The organism is Oleiharenicola sp. Vm1, from assembly GCF_047777955.1.
In the GTDB taxonomy this organism is placed as follows: Bacteria; Verrucomicrobiota; Verrucomicrobiia; order Opitutales; family Opitutaceae; genus Didemnitutus.
In genome coordinates, this window is sequence record NZ_CP180537.1 from 154,182 (window position 1) to 171,353 (window position 17,172).

Consider the following 17,172-nt stretch of genomic DNA (forward strand, 5'->3'; position numbering starts at 1 on the left):
GCGTCGTTTCTTTTTCCGCTGAGCGTCGCGCCGCGCCCGCGGCGCCGCCCGGCGGACCACCCTTGCCCCGCTGCCTCGTGTCCTCCTCCAGCGTCCTCACCCTCCGCGAGAAACTCGCCTACGGCCTCGGCGACACCGCCTCGAATTTCTTCTTCCAGGCGTTCAACATCTTTCTCGCCTACTACTACACCGACGTCGTCGGCATCAAGAACAGCGCCGCCGTCGGCACGCTGCTCGGCACCGTGCCGATCCTCGTCGCCGCGCTGAATCCCGTCATCGGCCTCCTCGCCGACCGCACGGATTCCCGCTGGGGCAAGTTCCGCCCCTGGATCCTCTGGGGTGCGCTGCCCTACGGCGTGCTCGGCTACGTCATGTTCGCCAACCCGGGCTTCGCGCCCGACGGCCAGCTCGTCTTCGCCTACGCCACCTACACGCTCATGCTCGTCGCCTACGCGGCGATCAACACGCCCTACTCGGCGCTCATGGGCGTGATGTCGGCCTCGTCCGAGGACCGCACCTCGCTCTCCACCTACCGCTTCGCCTGCGCCTTCCTCGGCGCGCTGCTCATCGGCTCGCTCGTGCCGAAGCTGAGCAAGTTCTTCGCCCAGATCGGCGGCAGCGAGGCCGCCGGCTTCCGCTACACCATGGCGATCTTCGCCGTCGTCTCGGTGGCGATGTTCCTCTTCACCTTCTTCAACACCCGGGAGCGCGTCGCCCCGCCGGCGGAGCAGAAATCCTCCCTCGGCGCCGACCTGCGCGACCTCTTCCGCAACGGCCCCTGGCTCGTCCTCTTCTTCGCCGCCTTCCTCACCCTCGCCAACACCGGCCTGCGCAGCGGCTCCGGCGTCTACTATTTCAAATACGTCGTCGGCGACTTCGAGGGGCTGAGCGCGTTCAACTTCTGGGGCTTCCTCGCCTTCATCGCCGGCTCGCTCGCCACGAAGCTCTTCACCCGCTTCGCCTCGCGCCGGAAGCTCATGATCGGCCTCACCGTCGCCAACGCCCTCGCCATGGCGTCGTTCTACTTCCTCCGCCCGGACAATCTCCCGCTCCTCTACGCGATGAACATCTTCGCCTGCTTCGTCGCCGGTCCGACGCCCGCCATCGTCTGGTCGATGTATGCCGACACCGCCGACTACGGCGAATGGAAGTTCGGCCGCCGCACCACCGGCCTCGTGTTCTCCGCCACCGTCTTCGTGCAGAAGGTCGGCCTCGCCATCGGCTCCGCCATGATCGGCTGGCTCCTCAGCTACTACGGCTACGCCGCCGACGCCGCACAGTCCCCCCGCGCGCTCCACGGCATCGTGCTCCTCTTCAGCGTGCTCCCCGGCGCCTTCGCCCTGCTCAGCGGCCTGGCCATCGTCTTCTACCCGCTCGAGGAATCCCAGGTGAAGGCCATCGAGCGCGACCTCGCCGCGCGCAAGGCCGCCCCCGCCCCCGCTTCCGCCTCGTGAAACCCGCCGCGCTCCTGCTCGCCTTCATGCTCCCGCTCCTGCTCGCCGCGCAAAGCCCCGCGCCCGCGGGCTGGCAACTCGTCTGGTCGGACGAATTCGACCGCGACGGCGCGCCCGATCCCGCGAAATGGGACTACGACCTCGGCGGCGACGGCTGGGGCAACAAGGAACTGCAGCACTACACCGCGCGCCGCGAGAACGCCCGCGTCGAGCACGGCCGGCTCGTCCTCGAGGCGCGCCGCGAGCCCTGGCAGGGCAACGCCTACACCTCCGCGCGCCTCGTCACCCGCGGCAAGGCCGACTGGCAATACGCCCGCATCGAGGTGCGCGCCAAGCTCCCCGCCGGCCGCGGCACCTGGCCCGCGATCTGGATGCTGCCGGTGACGCACGACCTCGGCAGCGGCCTCTGGCCCGACATCGGCGAGATCGATCTCATGGAGCACGTCGGCTACGAGCCGGGCGTCGTGCACGGCTCGCTGCACAACCAGCGGCACAACGGCGACAAGGGCGGCAAGCCCGTCACCGCGCAGACGCTCGTGCCCGACGCGAGCGAGCGGTTCCACACCTATGCGCTCGAGTGGGACGCGGAGGAGATCCGGATCTTCGTCGACGACGTCTGCTACTTCACCGACCGGAAGAACGGCGCCGACTGGCGCCGCTGGCCCTACCAGCAGAAGTTCTATCTCATCCTCAACGTCGCCGTCGGCGGCTACTGGGGCGGCGTGAAGGGCGTGGACGAGTCCGTCTTCCCCGCGCGGCTGGAAGTGGAGTTCGTGCGCGTGTATCAGCGTAAAAAGTAGGGCCGGCTTCCGCCGGCCCGGAGCGACCCGGCGAAAACGCGGCGCGCCGCGTCACGCGCCGCGCGGCGCGACGATCGCCTCGCCCTGCACGAGCTTGGCCTCGACGAGGATCTTGCGGCGCGGCGAATTCGGATGCACGAGGCGGTTCAGCAGGCGCGACACGCCCGCGATGCCGATGTCCTCGCTCGGCACCTGCATCGACGTCACGCGCGGCAGATGCGCCGGCGGCTCGAGTCCGTCGAAGCCCGTGACCGAGAGATCCTCCGGCACGCGGATGCCGCGCACCTGGAGGTCCTGGATGAGCTGGTAAGCCTGGTGGTCGGCCGCGCACACCCACGCCGTCGGTCCGCCGGCGCGCGTGAGCCGCGCGACCTCGTCGCAGATTTCCACCGGGCTGCGGCGCGGCGCGTCCTTGTGGATGTTCAGCACCCACTGCGGATTGAACTCGAGGCCGAGGCTGAAGAGCGCCTCCACGTAGCCGCCGAAGCGCTGCAGCGCCCAGTGGCCGCCGACGGGATAGTTCCACGTCAGGTAGCCGATGCGCTGGTGGCCCGCGGCCACGAGCTGGCGCACGAGCGCGACGATGCCGGCGACCTCGTCGGTGTCGATCGTGTCGACCAGCGGGTTGTCGTAGTTCTCGAGCAGCGAGACGGTGGAGATTTTCCGCGCGATGACGTCGACCGCCGCCTCGGTGAACGGGTAGATGAGCAGCGCGCCGCGCCAGTCGCCGCTGCGGATGTGGCGGAACACGGGCTTGCGCCCCGCCTCGGGATGAAACGCCTCCGGCGGCTGGTAATGGATGTCGACCTTCACGCGCTCCACCTCCGCGCACTCGCGGATGCCTTTGAGCAGGTAGGGGAACGTGGCCATCTTCACCGTGCCCTCGGGCACGCCGATGAGCACGCCGATCGCCACGTCGCGCATCGCGGCCTTGGCCCGGCGCGCGCGCCGGCCGGGCGACTGGCGATAACCCAGCTCCTCCGCCATCGAGAGGACCTTGGCGCGGGTTTCGGCGCTGATGGCCGGGTGGTTGGCGAGGCTGCGCGAGACGGTCGTGCGCGAGATATTCAGCCGTTTGGCGATGAGGCCTTGATTCAGCGATTCCATCGGGGTGGGGCGGGGCCGCCGGGAAAGCGGCGTGGTGTTATCAGTCAGCAAAGGGGCACTTTCAAGGCGGAATTTTGTGTGCACATAACAAAATTAAGCGAGTGAATTTGCGCTGCCAGCGATGCAGTATCGATGTATTTTTAAATTAATAATCAGCAATTTAAGACAGAAATAGGCTACACAAGATCATTCATTATGTGCGCACACATCTGTGCACATTAGTGTTGACGCGGCGCGCAAACCCGTGCTCCGATCCGCCATCCGCTCGCCCCCGCGAGCTGTTGCCCCGCCCCCCCGCTGTTACTCCCCGCCTCTCGTCCGTCGCCCGTTCGTGTGGGCGCCCCGCGTGCGGCAGAAGTCCCGGCAGAGAGCCGACGCAACGAAACTCTGCTCCCAACATGCACCCCAAGCTAAACCCGATCCGCGACGCCGGATTCAAATCGTGTTTGGCGGCCCTCCTGCTCACCTCGACCCAGAGCTTCGCTCAGGCCCAGGCCCAGCCGGTCGCCGACAACACCGCGGCCCCCGCCGCCAGGAACACCCCGGAGGAGGCTTACCAGCTTTCTCCTTTCACGGTCACGACAGACAAGGACAAGGGCTACCGCGCCACCAACACCACCTCCGGCACGCGCCTGAACACCGCGATCAAGGACCTGCCGATGCCGATCGAGGTCATCACCGACCAGTTCATCCGCGACACCGGTTCGCGCGACCTGCGTGAGAGCCTGCGCTACAGCGCCGGCATCCAGCTCCAGTCGCAGAACGACTGGGGCACCACGCAGGGCTGGGCCGCCACCACCCCGGGCCGCATCAACAATCCCGAGGGCAGCACCGGCACCGCCGACCAGACGCGCGTCAAGATCCGCGGCTTCCTCACCGAAGCCTCTCTGCGCGACGGCTTCCGCCGCCAGAACTCCACCGACTCGGTGAACCTCGCGCGCGTCGAAGTCATCCGCGGCCCGTCCTCGCTGCTCTACGGCGTCGGCAACTTCGGCGGCGTGGTCAACTACCTCGTCAAGCAGCCCAGCGCCACGCCAGGCGGCGAGGTCGGCCTCTCCATCGGCAGCTACAACCAGCGCCGCGCCACCCTCGACTACACCGGCCCGATCTCCGACACGGTCAACTACCGCGTCTCCGCCGCCTACCAGGCGAAGGACGACTACACGGACTACAACCAGGAGAACCACTACTTCGTCGCGCCGATCGTGACGTGGAAGCCCTACAAGAACACCACGATCACCTTCGACACCGAGTTCGGCGAGCAGGACCGCAGCGGCATCGGCTTCAAGAGCCTCCGCGCCGTCCCGAGCGGCTTCGTCAACGACTCCGCGGCCTACAACGGCGGCTTCATCGCCCCCGCCGGCCGCAACCCGAAGGAGTTCCGCTGGAGCGGCCCCGACACCTTCAACAACAGCAAGGCCTACAACATCCTCGTCAAACTCGAGCAGAAGCTGGCCGAGAACCTCTACTTCAACCTCGGCTACAACAACTCCAGCTTCAGCTACGATCAGCTCGACGTCTCCGCCTCGTTCCAGACCCCCGGCAGTGCCACGCCGGCCTGGGCCATCGGCACTGTCACCTACGTCCCGGTCGTCACCGGCCAGAGCGGCATCCCGACCGGTCCGCAGTCCGCGACCATCGGCTACCAGTGGAACCTCTCGGACGAGCACGACAACCACGAGCAGATCCGCGCCGACCTCACCTACAAGCTCGACCTCTTCCAAGACTCGAAGTGGCTGAAGCTCGGCAACACCTTCCTCCTCGGCCTCAACTACACCAACGAGCGCTACGAGAGCAGCATCCGCGGCACGCCCTACGATCGGAACATGTATAAGAATCCGACCGACTACTCGCCGTTCAAATACGGCTTCCAGGCCAACGGCTCGCCGGACGCGGTCATGACCGACCTCTTCCACCAGATCCAGAAGACCAAGGACGCCGCGCTCTACGCCGTCTACCAAGGCAAGCTCCTCGACGAGTGGGTCACCCTCATCGCCGGCGCCCGCAAGGATCGCAGCTGGAATAAATTCTGGCACTACAACCCGCAGTGGGGCGCCGACCACGTCTCGCACAACCAGGGCTACGACGAGAAACCCGTCGAGCAATACGGCGAGCCGAGCAAGGACACCACCTACCAATACGGCATCGACATCCGCCTCGTCCGCGACGGCGCCCTGTCGCTCTACGCCATGAAGGCGGAATCCAGCCTGCCGAATTACGACGGCGCAAAGGACTTCAACGGCAACGTCATCAAGGCCGCCCTCGGCGAGGACAAGGAAGTCGGTCTGAAATTCGACCTCTTCCACGGCCGCCTCTCCGGCACCGTCAGCCGCTTCGAGATCACCCGCACCCGCGTCGGCATCGGCAACCCCGGCGCCATCTGGTGGGCGCCGACCGCCTCGGGCACCTACTACTTCAACCCGAACAAGAACATCGTCTATCAGGTCAACGACCTGAACCCGGCCAACAACGGCTGGAACGCCGCCGTCGTCGCCTCCACCGCCCAGTGGAACGCCGCCGTCGCCGCCGGCTCGGTCTACCAGGCGACCAACTCCTCCGGTAACACCAACTGGTATGTCAACGCCTCCAGCGCCACCGGCGCCGCGCTCATGGACGCCGTGTTCGCCAACGCCATCAGCACCAAGTCCACCGGCTGGTGGGGCTGGATCTACAGCTTCGACAACCTGACCAACAACGCCACCGTCGACTACAACGGCGCCAGCCCGCCCGGACCCACCGGCGGCCGCTCCGTCCCGCTCGGCTCCGACCGCTCCACCGGCTGGGACGCCCAGGTCCTCCTCTCGCCGACCGACAACCTCCAGATCGCCCTCAGCTGGGCGCACGTCGAGAAGAAGGTCCTCAGCGCTTCCGCCTGGATCAAGTATCCCTACCCGCAGGACCGCTGGGCCATCTGGTATGCCCCCATCGACTGGGCCGACGGCGGCTCCGCCGCCTCCGCGCGCTTCACCGACCCGCAGGACACGTCCACCCACAAGTCCTTCGGCGACGGCCTGACACTCGACGGCACGCCCAAGAACCAGGGCTCCGCCTGGGTGAACTACAACTTCCCCAAGGCCTCCTCGCTGAAGGGCCTCTCACTCGGCGCCGGCGTCGTCTACGAAGGCTCGGGCGTCATCTACCCGACCTACTTCAGCCAGCCCAAGGACACCAACGGCAACGTCATCTTCCTGAACACGAAATCCAAGAAGATGTTCAACGCCATGGCGCGCTACGAATTCAAGCTTCGCGGCCACGAGGCCTCGGTGCAGCTCAACGTCGACAACGTCACCAACAACACCGACTACTACGGCTTCATCGACCAGCCCCCGCGCCGCTGGACGCTCACCTACTCGCAGAAGCTCTGAGCGTCACCGGCTGACCGTTCTTTTCCTTCCCGCGCGCGCCGGCCACCCCGACGCGCGCTTTCTCGCCGCCGCCCGCGCAAAAACATCGCGGGCGGCTTCGTCGCTTCCAAACTCCGCCCCACGCGCGGCATTTCCCAACCCCGGCGCAGCGCGCCTTCCCCCCGGCTGTTAGTCTCACCCCCTTTCCCCCGCCGTCCCTCGTGTCGTCCGCCCCCGAACGCCTCTCCTTCCGTGAAAAATTCGCCTACGGCCTCGGCGACACCGCGTCGAATTTCTACTTCGCGCTCTTCAACGGCTTTCTCGTCTATTACTACACCGACGTCTTCGGCCTGACGCCCGCGACCGCCGGCAGCGTCGCCGGTCTGGTGCCAACGCTGGTTTCCTGGCTCATTCCGCTCATCGGCATCCTCGCCGATCGCACGCACACGCGCTGGGGCCAGTTCCGCCCCTACCTGCTCTGGGGCGCGCTGCCCTACGGCCTCTGCGGCTACCTGATGTTCTCCAACCCCGCGCTGAGCCCGTCCGCCAAGGTCGTCTTCGCCTACGTCACCTACGCGCTCACGCTCATCGCCTACCTCGCCATCAACACGCCCTACTCGGCCCTCATGGGCGTCATGTCGCCGTCGTCCGCCGAGCGCACCGGCCTCTCGGCGTATCGTTTCGCCTGCGCCTTCACCGGCGGCCTCATCATCGGCACCTACGTGCCGTGGCTGAAAGATCACTTCGGCGCCAACGAAGCCGACAGCTTCCGGAACATGCTCATCGTCTTCGCGACCGTATCCGTCGCGATGTTCCTCTACACTTTCTGGAACACCCGCGAACGCGTCGCCGCTCCGACGAGCGCGCAGCAATCCGTCTGGACCGACCTGCGCGACCTCTCGCGCAACGCCCCGTGGCTGATCCTCTTTTTCGCCGGCTTCCTCACTCTCGCCAACGTCGGCCTGCGCGCCGGCGCCACCGTCTACTACTTCAAGTATATCGTCGGCGACGACGCCCTCCGCGGTTTCGACGCGCTCTTCGGGCCCTTCGCGCGCGTGCTCGGTTTCCTGAAAATCTCCGCCTCCGGCCTCGGCCTCTACAACTTCGCCGGCGGCCTCGCCTTCATCGTCGGCTCGCTCTGCACGAAACTCTTCCTGCGTTTCTTCCCGCGCCGCCCGCTGATGATCGCGCTCACGATCCTCAACGCCCTCGCGATGGCCGCCTTCTTCGTCATCGATCCGCACAACCTCGCGCTGCTCGCCGGCCTCAACATCTTCGCCTCCTTCGTCGCCGGCCCCACGCCCGCCATCGTCTGGTCCTTCTACGCCGACACCGCCGACTACGGCGAATGGCGGTTCGGCCGCCGCAGCACCGGCCTCGTCTTCTCCGCCGCGGTGCTGGCGCAAAGGTCGGCCTCGCCCTCGGCACCGCCCTGCTCGGCTGGCTGCTCAGCTACTACGGCTACGTCGCCAACGCCGCCCAGAGCCCGCGCGCCATCACCGGCATCTACATCGTCTTCGCCGTGCTCCCCGGCGCCTTCGCCCTCCTCAGCGGCCTCGCCATCTTCTTCTACCGGCTCGACGAGCCGACCGTGAAGCAGATCGAGCGCGACCTCGCCGACCGCAAGGCCGCCGCGCCCGCCGCCGCCACCTGACTTTAGCTCCCGATCCCTATGCGTTCCTCATCCGTCAACCGCCCTGCGGGCGCCCTCGCGCTCGCCGCCCTCATGATCAGCTCCGCCTCCGCCGCCACCTGGTCGGTCGTCGAGACCGCCCGCGACAACACCCACCGCCTCGCCCCCATCGCCGCTCCGGCGAAGGCCGCCGCCGCCACCGGCGCGCTCCAGGTCGACGCCACGCAACGCTACCAGGAGATGATCGGCTTCGGCGGCGCGCTCACCGAGTCCTCCGCCTGGGTCCTCGCCCAGCTCCCCGCCGACAAGCGCCTCGAGGTCATCCGCCGCTACTACGACCCGAAGGACGGCATCGGCTACACCCTCGGCCGCACCCACATGAACTCGTGCGACTTCTCGCTCAACATCTGGACGCTCGACGACGTCCCGCACGACTACGACCTCCACGCCTTCACCCTCGAGCCCATGCGCAAATGGCTCATGCCGCTCCTGCAGGACGCCCGCAAGGCCGCCGGCGGCGACGCCCGCTTCAAGCTCCTCGTCTCGCCCTGGAGCCCGCCCGCCTGGATGAAGAACAACGCCCGCGCCGACGACGGCGGCGAGCTGCGCTGGGATTTCGCCGCGCCGTGGGCCGCCTTCTACGTGAAGTTCATCCAAGCGATGCAGAAGGAGGAAAATTTTCCGATCTGGGCCTTCACCGTGCAAAACGAGCCCGAGGCGAAACAGCGCTGGGAATCCTGCCTCTTCACGCCCGAGCAGGAACGCGACTTCGTTAAAAACCACCTCGGGCCCGCCTTCGAGAAGGCCGGCCTCCTCGGCCAGGTGAAGCTCCTCGGCTGGGACCACAACCGCGACCGCATGGAAGCCCGCGCCGACGCCATGCTCGGCGACCCCGCGTGCGCGAAATACCTCTGGGGCCTCGGCCTGCACTGGTATGTCTCGAACGACTTCGAGGCCTCCTCGCGCGTCCACGCCCGCTATCCCGACAAGGCCCTGCTCTTCACCGAGGGCTGCTGGGAAGGCGGCGACAAGCTCGGCGTCTGGGAGCACGGCGAAGGCTACGCCACCCAGATGATCGGCGACTTCAAGAACTGGGTCGGCGGCTACATCGACTGGAACATCGTCCTCGACCAGCGCGGCGGCCCGAACCACGTCGGCAACTTCTGCGACGCGCCCGTCATCGTCGACACCCACACCAAGGAGGTCCGCTACAGCGCCGCCTTCTACTACATCGGGCACTTCTCGAAATTCGTGTCGCCCGGCGCACACCGCGTCGCCTCCGCCGGCGGCCCGGCCGGGCTCGACTCGATCGCCTTCCAGAATCCCGACGGCTCGCTCGTCACCGTGGTCATGAACAAGGGCGACGCGCCCGTCGCCTTCTCGCTCTCGGCCCAGGGCGAGACCGTCGCCTGCCAGATCCCGGCCCGCGCGATCCAGACCTACGTTCGTTCGGCCAATTGATCCGCGCTGGGGGTGGGGCAGACCGCCGCGAACGCGCTTCGCGAACCCGGCGGTCGCGCCCGGCCTCATCCCACCGCTCCCCTCCAACGAGGGAGGCGCCACCCTCGCCCCGACTGTTAGACTCCTCGTTCTTCCCCACATGTCCGCCTCGGTCCGCCGGGAGTGTCACGAGCCCAGATTGCGGTTGGCGCACGCCGACGCACCTGCCACCGTGCCCGCCTGGTGCGCGTCGCCCCGGCGCCCCTGAGTTCGGTTTCGTCGCGTTTCTTTTCCCATGTCCTCATTGCCCCTGTTCCTTGCCTCCACCGGAGGTGGCGCCGCGTCCGCCTCCGCGGGCGGTGTCGTCCTCCAGCTCGCCGGTGTCGATTACCTGATCCTGGCCCTCTACTTCGCCTTTGTGCTCGGGATCGGCTGGGTGCTGAAGAAGCACCTGAAGACCTCGACCGACTTCTTCGAGTCGGGTCGCTCGCTGCCGGCGTGGATCTGCGCGCTCGGTTTCATCGGCGCCAATCTCGGCGCGCAGGAAGTCATGGGCATGGCCGCCTCCGGCGCCAAATACGGCATCGCGACCAGCCACTTCTACTGGGTGGGCGCGATCCCCGCGATGGTCTTCGTCGGCATTTTCATGATGCCGTTCTACTACGGCTCGAAGGCCCGCTCCGTCCCGGAATACCTCAAGCTCCGCTTCGACGAGAAGACGCGCACGTTCAACGCGCTGTCGTTCGCGGTGATGACGGTGTTCTCCTCGGGCATCTCGATGTTCGCGTTGGCGAAGCTCCTCAACGCGATCCTCGGCTGGAACTTCGATGCGTGCATCTTCGTCTCCTCGGCGATCGTCCTGGTCTACATCTACACCGGCGGCCTCACCTCCGCGATCTACAACGAGGTGCTGCAGTTCTTCCTCATCGTGCTCGGCTTCCTCCCGCTGGTCATCCTCGGCCTGCAGGACATCGGCGGCTGGGACGGTCTCATGCAGCAGCTCGGCGCCTACTCGGAAACGAAGGGCATGCCCGGCGCCTGGAGCCACTCCTGGGCCCACATGGGCAACGCCTCCGCCAATCCCATCGGCATCGAATGGTTCGGCATGATCGCGGGCCTGGGCTTCGTCCTCTCCTTCGGCTACTGGTGCACCGACTTCCTCGTCATCCAGCGCGCCATGGCGGCTAAGGACATGAACTCCGCCCGCCGCACCCCGCTCATCGCCGCGATCCCGAAGATGCTCTTCCCCGCGCTGGTGATCCTCCCCGGCATGCTCGCCATCGCCCTCTACCACAAGGGCGGCACCGCGCAGATCGCGCTGCCCACCGGCGCCGACGGCAATCCCGACTACAACATGGTCGTCCCCGCCATGCTCGCGAAATACTTCCCCAACGGCATGCTCGGCATCGGCCTGACGGCCCTCATGGCCTCGTTCATGTCCGGCATGGCCGGCAACGTCACCGCCTTCAACACGGTCTGGACCTACGATCTCTACCAGCGCTGGTTCAAGCCCGACGCCTCCGACGCGCACCTGATCAAGGTCGGCCGCATCACCACCGTCGTCGGCCTGCTCATCTCCGCGGCCTGCGCCTACGCGGCGACAAAGTTCAATAACATCATGGACATGCTCCAATTGGTGTTCGGCTTCGTCAACGCCCCGCTCTTCGCCATCTTCCTCCTGGGCATGTTCTGGAAGCGCGCCACCGGCCACGGCGCCTTCTTCGGCCTCCTCCTCGGCACCCTCTCCGCCGCCCTCTTCCAGGGCAACACGCTCCCGGTCGGCGAGGCCGCCAGCATCTACAAGGGCGGCTGGATCTCCGTGCAGCACACCTTCGCCAGCTCCATGGCCCAGAACTTCTGGATGGCGATCTTCGCCTTCTCCGGCTGCTTCCTCGGCACCATCGTCATCTCCCTCGCGACCACGCCCAACCGCACCGACAACGAACTCCGCGGCCTCGTCTACTCGCTCACCGAGAAGGTCGTCGATCACCACGAGACCCCCTGGTATGCGCGCCCCGCCACCCTCGGCGTCATCGTCCTCGCCCTCACCGTCGGCCTCAACCTCCTCTTCTGGTAACCGCCAACCCCATCCCACCATGCAACAACTCGACGTTCGCCTGCCCATGGGGCTGCTCTTCCTCTCCCTCGGCCTCATCCTCGTCGGCTACGGCCTCCTGGCCGATCCCGCCATCTACGCCCGGCACTCCCTCGGCCAGAACGTGAACCTCACCTGGGGCATCATCTTCTCCCTCTTCGGCTCCCTCATGCTCTGGCTCTCCTCCCGCGCCAAGAAGAACTGAGGCACCCGCCCACCGCCTCTTCCCTTTCGGAGCCGGCCTCATGGGCCGGCTCTTTTAGTTTTCGTCGGCGACGTAGTGGCAGCCCTTGCTCACCGGATTCAGTGATGCCGCGTGCACGACGAGCAGCGCCGTCTGCACTGCATTGCGCAGCTCGATCAGCTCCCGCGTCGGCCGGCAGTCGCGGTAGAACGCCTGGATGTCCTCGCGCAGCTCGAGCAAAATGCGCCGGGCCCGCGCCAGCCGGCGGGGCGAGCGGATGATGCCAGCGTAGTTCCACATCGTCTGCCGGATCTGATGCAGGTCCTGTTGCAACAGCAGCGGATCGGCCACCTTCGCCGGACTCCGCCACTCGCGTGGCGTCGGACGAGCAATGTTCGTAATACGAACATTTGCTTCCTCATCGGGCAGAGGTTTCCGAGCGGCCGCCTCGATCGGAATGTTCGTATTACGAACATTGGCCAGCGCGCCGCCACGGCTCAGTAACTCGACGATATCCGCATTGGCCGCGGCACGAGCGCTCACGAGGCACTCGAGCAGCGAGGTGCTCGCGAGCCGGTTCGCGCCGTGGAGGCCGGTGCACGCGGTCTCGCCGATGGCGTTGAGGTCGCGGACGTTCGTGCGGCCCTGCAAATCCGTGTGCACGCCGCCGCAGGAGAAATGCGCCGCCGGCACCACCGGGATGCGCTCGCGCGTGATGTCGAGGCCCGCCGCCAGGCAGCGGGCGTGGATCGCCGGGAAGCGCTCGCGGATGAACTCCGGCTTCAGCGCCGAGAGATCGAGGAACGCGCACGCGTCGCCCGTCGCCGCGAGGTGCTGGCTGATCGAGCGCGCGACGATGTCGCGCGGCGCCAGCGAGCCCAGCGGGTGCACCTGGTCCATGAAGCGCCGCCCGCGCGCGTCGACGATCACCGCGCCCTCGCCGCGCAGCGCCTCAGTGATGAGGAACGGCGCGCCGTCGCGCGGGAAGAACACCGTGGGGTGGAACTGGACGTATTCCAGGTCGATCAGGCGCGCGCCCACGCGATACGCCATCGCCACGCCGTGGCCGACGCTGCCGGGCTGGTTGGTCGAGTGGAGAAAGATCCCGCCGAGTCCGCCGGTGGCGAGGATCGTCTTCCGCGCCGTGATCGCGACGACTTCGCCGCTCGCGGTGTCGAGCGCGTAGCCGCCGAAGCAGGTCAGCGGCTCGTAGCGCTGCGCCGGATCGGCGGCGTTGTGCGAGAGCGTGAGCAGGTCGACCGCGACGTGACCGGTGCGGCGCGTGATGCCGGGCGTCGCGTCCACCTTCGCCGCGACGGCGGCGAGGATCGAGTGCCCGGTCGTGTCGCGCGTGTGGATGATGCGGCGCTCGCGATGCCCGCCCTCGCGGGTGAAGTCCAGTTCGCCGTCCGTCCGCCGGTCGAAATCGACGTGCAGCTCGTCGAGCAGCAGGTCCTTCACCGCCGCCGGGCCCTCGCGCACGAGCTGGTCGATCGCGGCCGGGTTCGCCGTGCCGGCGCTGGCCTCGAGGATGTCGCGCGCGAGTTGCGCCGGATCGCTGCCGGCGCCGTAGATGATGCCGCCCTGCGCCCAGTCGCTGTTGGCGGCCAGCGGCTCCGCCAGCGAAAGCAGTTCGACGCGCAACCCCGCCCGTGCCGCGTGCAGCGCGTAAGCCGAGCCGGCCAGGCCGGCGCCGAGGACGAGGCAATCGGTTTCGATGGTTCTCATGCGGGCAGGGGTAGGGGCGGTTGTCCTCAACCGCCCTCGAACGTCGTTGGGCCGTCGACGGCAACGGCCCCTGCCGGGCAAGCCGCTCATCGCGCGGGCCTCCGCAACGGCTGCACGTCGAGGCTCAGGTCGGCGGCGACGGCGGAGTGGGTGAGGGCGCCGATGCTGATCACGTCGACGCCGGGCTGCGCATAGGCGCGCAGCGTGTCGAATTTCACGCCGCCGGAAATCTCCACCACGGCGCGGCCGGCGATCACCTTCACCGCCGCGCGGACCTGGTCGGGCGTCATGTTGTCGAGCAGGATGATCTCGGCGCGGGCGCGTAGCGCCTCCTTCACCTCGGCCAGCGTCTTGGCCTCGACCTCGATCTTGGCGCCGTGCGGGGCGGCGGCGCGGCAGAGCGCGACCGCGCGCGCGAGCGAGCGGGCGGCGGCGATGTGGTTGTCCTTGATCAGCACGTGCTCGCCGAGCGAGCTGCGGTGATTGCCGCAGCCGCCGGTGCGCACGGCGTATTTCTCGAGCGCGCGCCAGCCGGGCGTGGTCTTGCGGGTGTCGACGATGCGCACGCCCGTGCCGGCGACGGCGTCGGCGTAGCGCCGCGCCTGCGTCGCGATGCCGGAGAGGCGTTGGAGAAAGTTCAGCACGGTGCGCTCGGCGGTGAGCATCGCGGCGGTCGGGCCCTCGACGCGGAGGATGAGGGCGCCTGGCTTCACGCGGTCGCCGTCGCGCGCGAGGAGCCTGGTCTGCAGCGCGGGATCGACCCGGGCGAAGACGCGGGCGGCGACTTCGAGGCCGCAGACGACGAGCTCCTGCCGGGCGTCGATCACACCGCGGCTGCGGTGCGCAGCGGGGAAGATCGCGCGGCTCGTGACGTCGCCGAGGCCGGCGTCTTCCTCGAGGGCGAGGTCGATGAGGTGGTCGGTGCGGGGCGTGAGCATGGGAAACAAAAGTTGAGAGATGAGAGTTGAAGGTTGAGAGACTCGGAGCCGCTGCTGGCTCTCAACTCTCATCTCTCAACTCTCAACCGATCGGGGTTCCCCCCGCCATTTCAAACATCCGCTCGATGCTGCGCAGGGCGCGGCGGCGGAGGTCCTCGTCGAGCGTGACGATCTGCTCGGGGCGCGGGGCGGCGAGCGCGTCGCGGACCTTTTCGAGGGTGTTGAGCTTCATGTAGGGACAGAGGCGGCAACCGCCGATGAAGTGCTTCTCGGGCGTCTCGACCTGCAGCCGGCCGACGAGGCCGCACTCGGTGAGCATGAGGAAATAAGGCGCGGCGGTGTTCTTGACGTATTTCATCATCGCGCCGGTGCTGCCGACGAAGTCGGCGAGCGCGGCGACGCCCGGCTCGCATTCGGGGTGGGCGACGACCTTCAGGCCGGGAAACCGCGCGCGCGCCTCGACGATGTCGGCGGGCGTGAACTCCTCGTGCACAATGCAGGTGCCGTCGGAGGTGATGATCTCCTTGTCGACCCCGCGGCGCTTCAGCTCGGCGCGGATGTTCTCGCCCATGAGGCGGTCGGGCACGAAGAGGATGCGGCGCTGCGGCAGCGCGGCGACGATGTCGTAGACGTTGCCGGAGGTGACGCAGACGTCGGACTCCGCCTTCACGTCGGCGGTGGAGTTGATGTAGCAGACGACGGCGGCGTCCGGGTAGGCGGCCTTGAGCTGCCGCAACTGGTCGCCGGTGAGCGAATCGGCCAGCGAGCAGCCGGAGCCGCGGTCGGGCACGACGACGGTGGCGCCGGGCGAGAGGATCTTCGCGGTCTCGCCCATGAAGACGACGCCGGCGAACACGATCATCTTCGCCTTCGCCTCCCGGGCTTTGAGGCTGAGGAAGTAGGAGTCGCCCTTGAAATCGCCCACGCCGTAAATGATCTCCGGCTCGACGTAGGAGTGGGTGAGGATGACAGCGTCCTTCTCCTTCTTCAGGCGGTTGATCTCGAGCGTCAGCGGGGCGAGGCGGCGGCAGGCGTCGTAGTTCCAGGTGCGGCCCGGCTCGCAATCGACGTGCAGGAGCGCGCGAAACAGGCGCTCGGTCTCGGCTTCGAGTTCGTGGTCGGTGACGGTCATTCAAGGCGCACCGTAGGCGAGTCGCGCCCCGCGTCAAAGCCTGCCGTCCGTCCTAGGCAATACACCCGGCGCGGCGCCGTGTTTCCGTTTGTGTTTCGGCCGGGAGCGCGTTGGCTTGCGCCGTCTAACCCCGCCCCTGGTCATGTCCGACAACGCGGCCCCGTCCGCCCTGTTCGCCGCCCGCTCGATGAGCCAGCACAATCGCGCGGAGATGCGGCAGATTTTCGATCACGCGATCCGGCTCGCAGAGCGCAACCGCATCCTCCTGCGCGTGCCGCACGAGGTGCGCCCGGTGCTCAACAAGCGCGGCATGCACTACCACTACCGGCCGGAAATCTTCCTCGGCGTGCGCGGGTGGACGGACTTCCATTTTCCCAAGGAGCATTTCCGCGTCGGTCCGGAGGAGGTCTGCATCATCCCCGCCGGCGTGCCGCACGGCGAGACGGTCGGCGCGCCCGCCGGCGAGTCGTTCCGCAACCTCGTCGCCGGGTTCTACAACAACACGCTCAGCATCCACCTCGCGCACGAGGCGCGCCCGGGCAAGCCGGACATCGAGGTGATCGAGTTCTTCGACGCGCCCAACCTCGACGTGTTCCTCACCCTGGCCAACAGCATCGCCTCGACGCACAACATGCACGGCCCGGCGCGCGACGCCGTGCTGCAGGGCCTGCTTCTCGCGCTGCTCGGCCTGATGCGCAACATCGTCGAGACCGGCAGCGGCCAGCTGAACAGCGACATCGGCAAGGTCTTCCAGGCGAAATGCCTCGTGCGCGAGCAATTCGCCAATCCCGACCTCAGCGTGCAGCACGTCGCCGAGGTGCTCGGCTGCTCGGCCGACTACCTCTCGCATCTTTTCCACACCGAGACGAAGGAGCGCCTCACGCACTACATCCAGCGCATCCGCATCGACGGCGCCATCCTCGCGCTCGAGACGACGAAGCTGACGATCTCCGAGATCGCCTACGCCAGCGGCTTCGCCGACCCGGCGTATTTCGCCCGCGTCTTCAAGCAGCACAAGGGCATGACGCCGCAGGAATTCCGCACCCAGCTCGACGCGCGACGCCAGTCGCAGGAGCAGCAGCCGAAGACGGTCTACTACGACCACGTCGATTTCACGCACGGCGTGCCGCACAAGAAGGAGACGCCCGCCGCCGCGCCGGCGGCCGCCGGTCCGCACAAGAGTCGTGAAGCCGCGAGCGGCGACTCCGCGACGGCGTTCGAACGCTGATTTCGACGCCCGCCGCGCCGCGAGATTTCCCGGCCCGGCCGCCGTGTCGCTGGGGCGGATAAGCCACACGGTGGGAAGGCGCGGCGCGC

At 67.5% G+C, this 17,172-nt stretch carries 11 protein-coding genes and 1 pseudogene; 8 read left to right on the forward strand and 4 right to left on the reverse strand.

Annotated elements, in window-relative coordinates:
- Positions 1–77 precede the first annotated feature (77 nt).
- A complete protein-coding gene (locus ACMYLB_RS01445) occupies positions 78–1,454 on the forward strand; it encodes an MFS transporter (protein ID WP_415909213.1) in 1,377 nt (458 codons plus the stop codon).
- The gene (locus tag ACMYLB_RS01450; RefSeq protein WP_415909214.1) at positions 1,451–2,254 is read left to right on the forward strand and encodes a family 16 glycosylhydrolase; all 804 of its coding nucleotides are present in this window, start codon (positions 1,451–1,453) and stop codon (positions 2,252–2,254) included. Before ACMYLB_RS01445 ends, ACMYLB_RS01450 begins: the two co-directional genes overlap by 4 nt.
- Before the next feature lie 51 nt (positions 2,255–2,305).
- On the opposite strand, the gene ACMYLB_RS01455 is transcribed toward ACMYLB_RS01450, so the two are convergent.
- A complete protein-coding gene (locus ACMYLB_RS01455; RefSeq protein ID WP_415909215.1) occupies positions 2,306–3,361 on the reverse strand; it encodes a LacI family DNA-binding transcriptional regulator in 1,056 nt (351 codons plus the stop codon).
- Between the two features lie 398 nt (positions 3,362–3,759).
- On the opposite strand from ACMYLB_RS01455, the gene ACMYLB_RS01460 reads away from it, so the two are divergent.
- The 5 genes and pseudogenes from ACMYLB_RS01460 (at position 3,760) to ACMYLB_RS01480 (ending at position 12,078) form a co-directional block, all read left to right on the forward strand.
- Complete coding sequence (locus tag ACMYLB_RS01460) at positions 3,760–6,726, forward strand: TonB-dependent siderophore receptor (protein ID WP_415909216.1); 2,967 nt, start codon at positions 3,760–3,762, stop codon at positions 6,724–6,726.
- A 200-nt stretch (positions 6,727–6,926) separates the two neighbouring features.
- Positions 6,927–8,359: pseudogene (locus ACMYLB_RS01465) on the forward strand (MFS transporter).
- Between the two features lie 18 nt (positions 8,360–8,377).
- Positions 8,378–9,799 (forward strand): glycoside hydrolase family 30 protein, encoded by a 1,422-nt coding sequence (locus ACMYLB_RS01470; protein ID WP_415909217.1) that lies wholly within the window; start codon positions 8,378–8,380, stop codon positions 9,797–9,799.
- Between the two features lie 274 nt (positions 9,800–10,073).
- Positions 10,074–11,855 carry a sodium:solute symporter family protein gene (locus tag ACMYLB_RS01475; RefSeq protein WP_415909218.1) on the forward strand — a complete coding sequence of 594 codons (1,782 nt, stop codon included), beginning with the start codon at positions 10,074–10,076 and terminating at the stop codon, positions 11,853–11,855.
- Positions 11,856–11,874: 19 nt separating this feature from the next.
- Positions 11,875–12,078: a hypothetical protein gene (locus tag ACMYLB_RS01480; protein WP_415909219.1), complete on the forward strand. Its 204-nt coding sequence runs from the start codon at positions 11,875–11,877 to the stop codon at positions 12,076–12,078.
- A gap of 54 nt (positions 12,079–12,132) precedes the next feature.
- Here the strand turns inward: ACMYLB_RS01480 and ACMYLB_RS01485 are convergent, their stop codons facing one another.
- From ACMYLB_RS01485 to nadA, 3 genes are all read right to left on the reverse strand, one after another.
- Positions 12,133–13,785 (reverse strand): L-aspartate oxidase, encoded by a 1,653-nt coding sequence (locus ACMYLB_RS01485; protein WP_415909220.1) that lies wholly within the window; start codon positions 13,783–13,785, stop codon positions 12,133–12,135.
- Between the two features lie 86 nt (positions 13,786–13,871).
- The gene (gene nadC, locus ACMYLB_RS01490; protein WP_415909221.1) at positions 13,872–14,723 is read right to left on the reverse strand and encodes a carboxylating nicotinate-nucleotide diphosphorylase; all 852 of its coding nucleotides are present in this window, start codon (positions 14,721–14,723) and stop codon (positions 13,872–13,874) included.
- 82 nt (positions 14,724–14,805) lie between these two features.
- Positions 14,806–15,855, reverse strand: coding sequence for a quinolinate synthase NadA (gene nadA, locus ACMYLB_RS01495; RefSeq protein WP_415909222.1), 1,050 nt, complete (start codon positions 15,853–15,855; stop codon positions 14,806–14,808).
- Positions 15,856–15,997: 142 nt separating this feature from the next.
- Here nadA and ACMYLB_RS01500 point away from each other — a divergent pair, with 142 nt between their 5' ends.
- Positions 15,998–17,083: a helix-turn-helix domain-containing protein gene (locus ACMYLB_RS01500; protein ID WP_415909223.1), complete on the forward strand. Its 1,086-nt coding sequence runs from the start codon at positions 15,998–16,000 to the stop codon at positions 17,081–17,083.
- Positions 17,084–17,172: the final 89 nt, after the last annotated feature.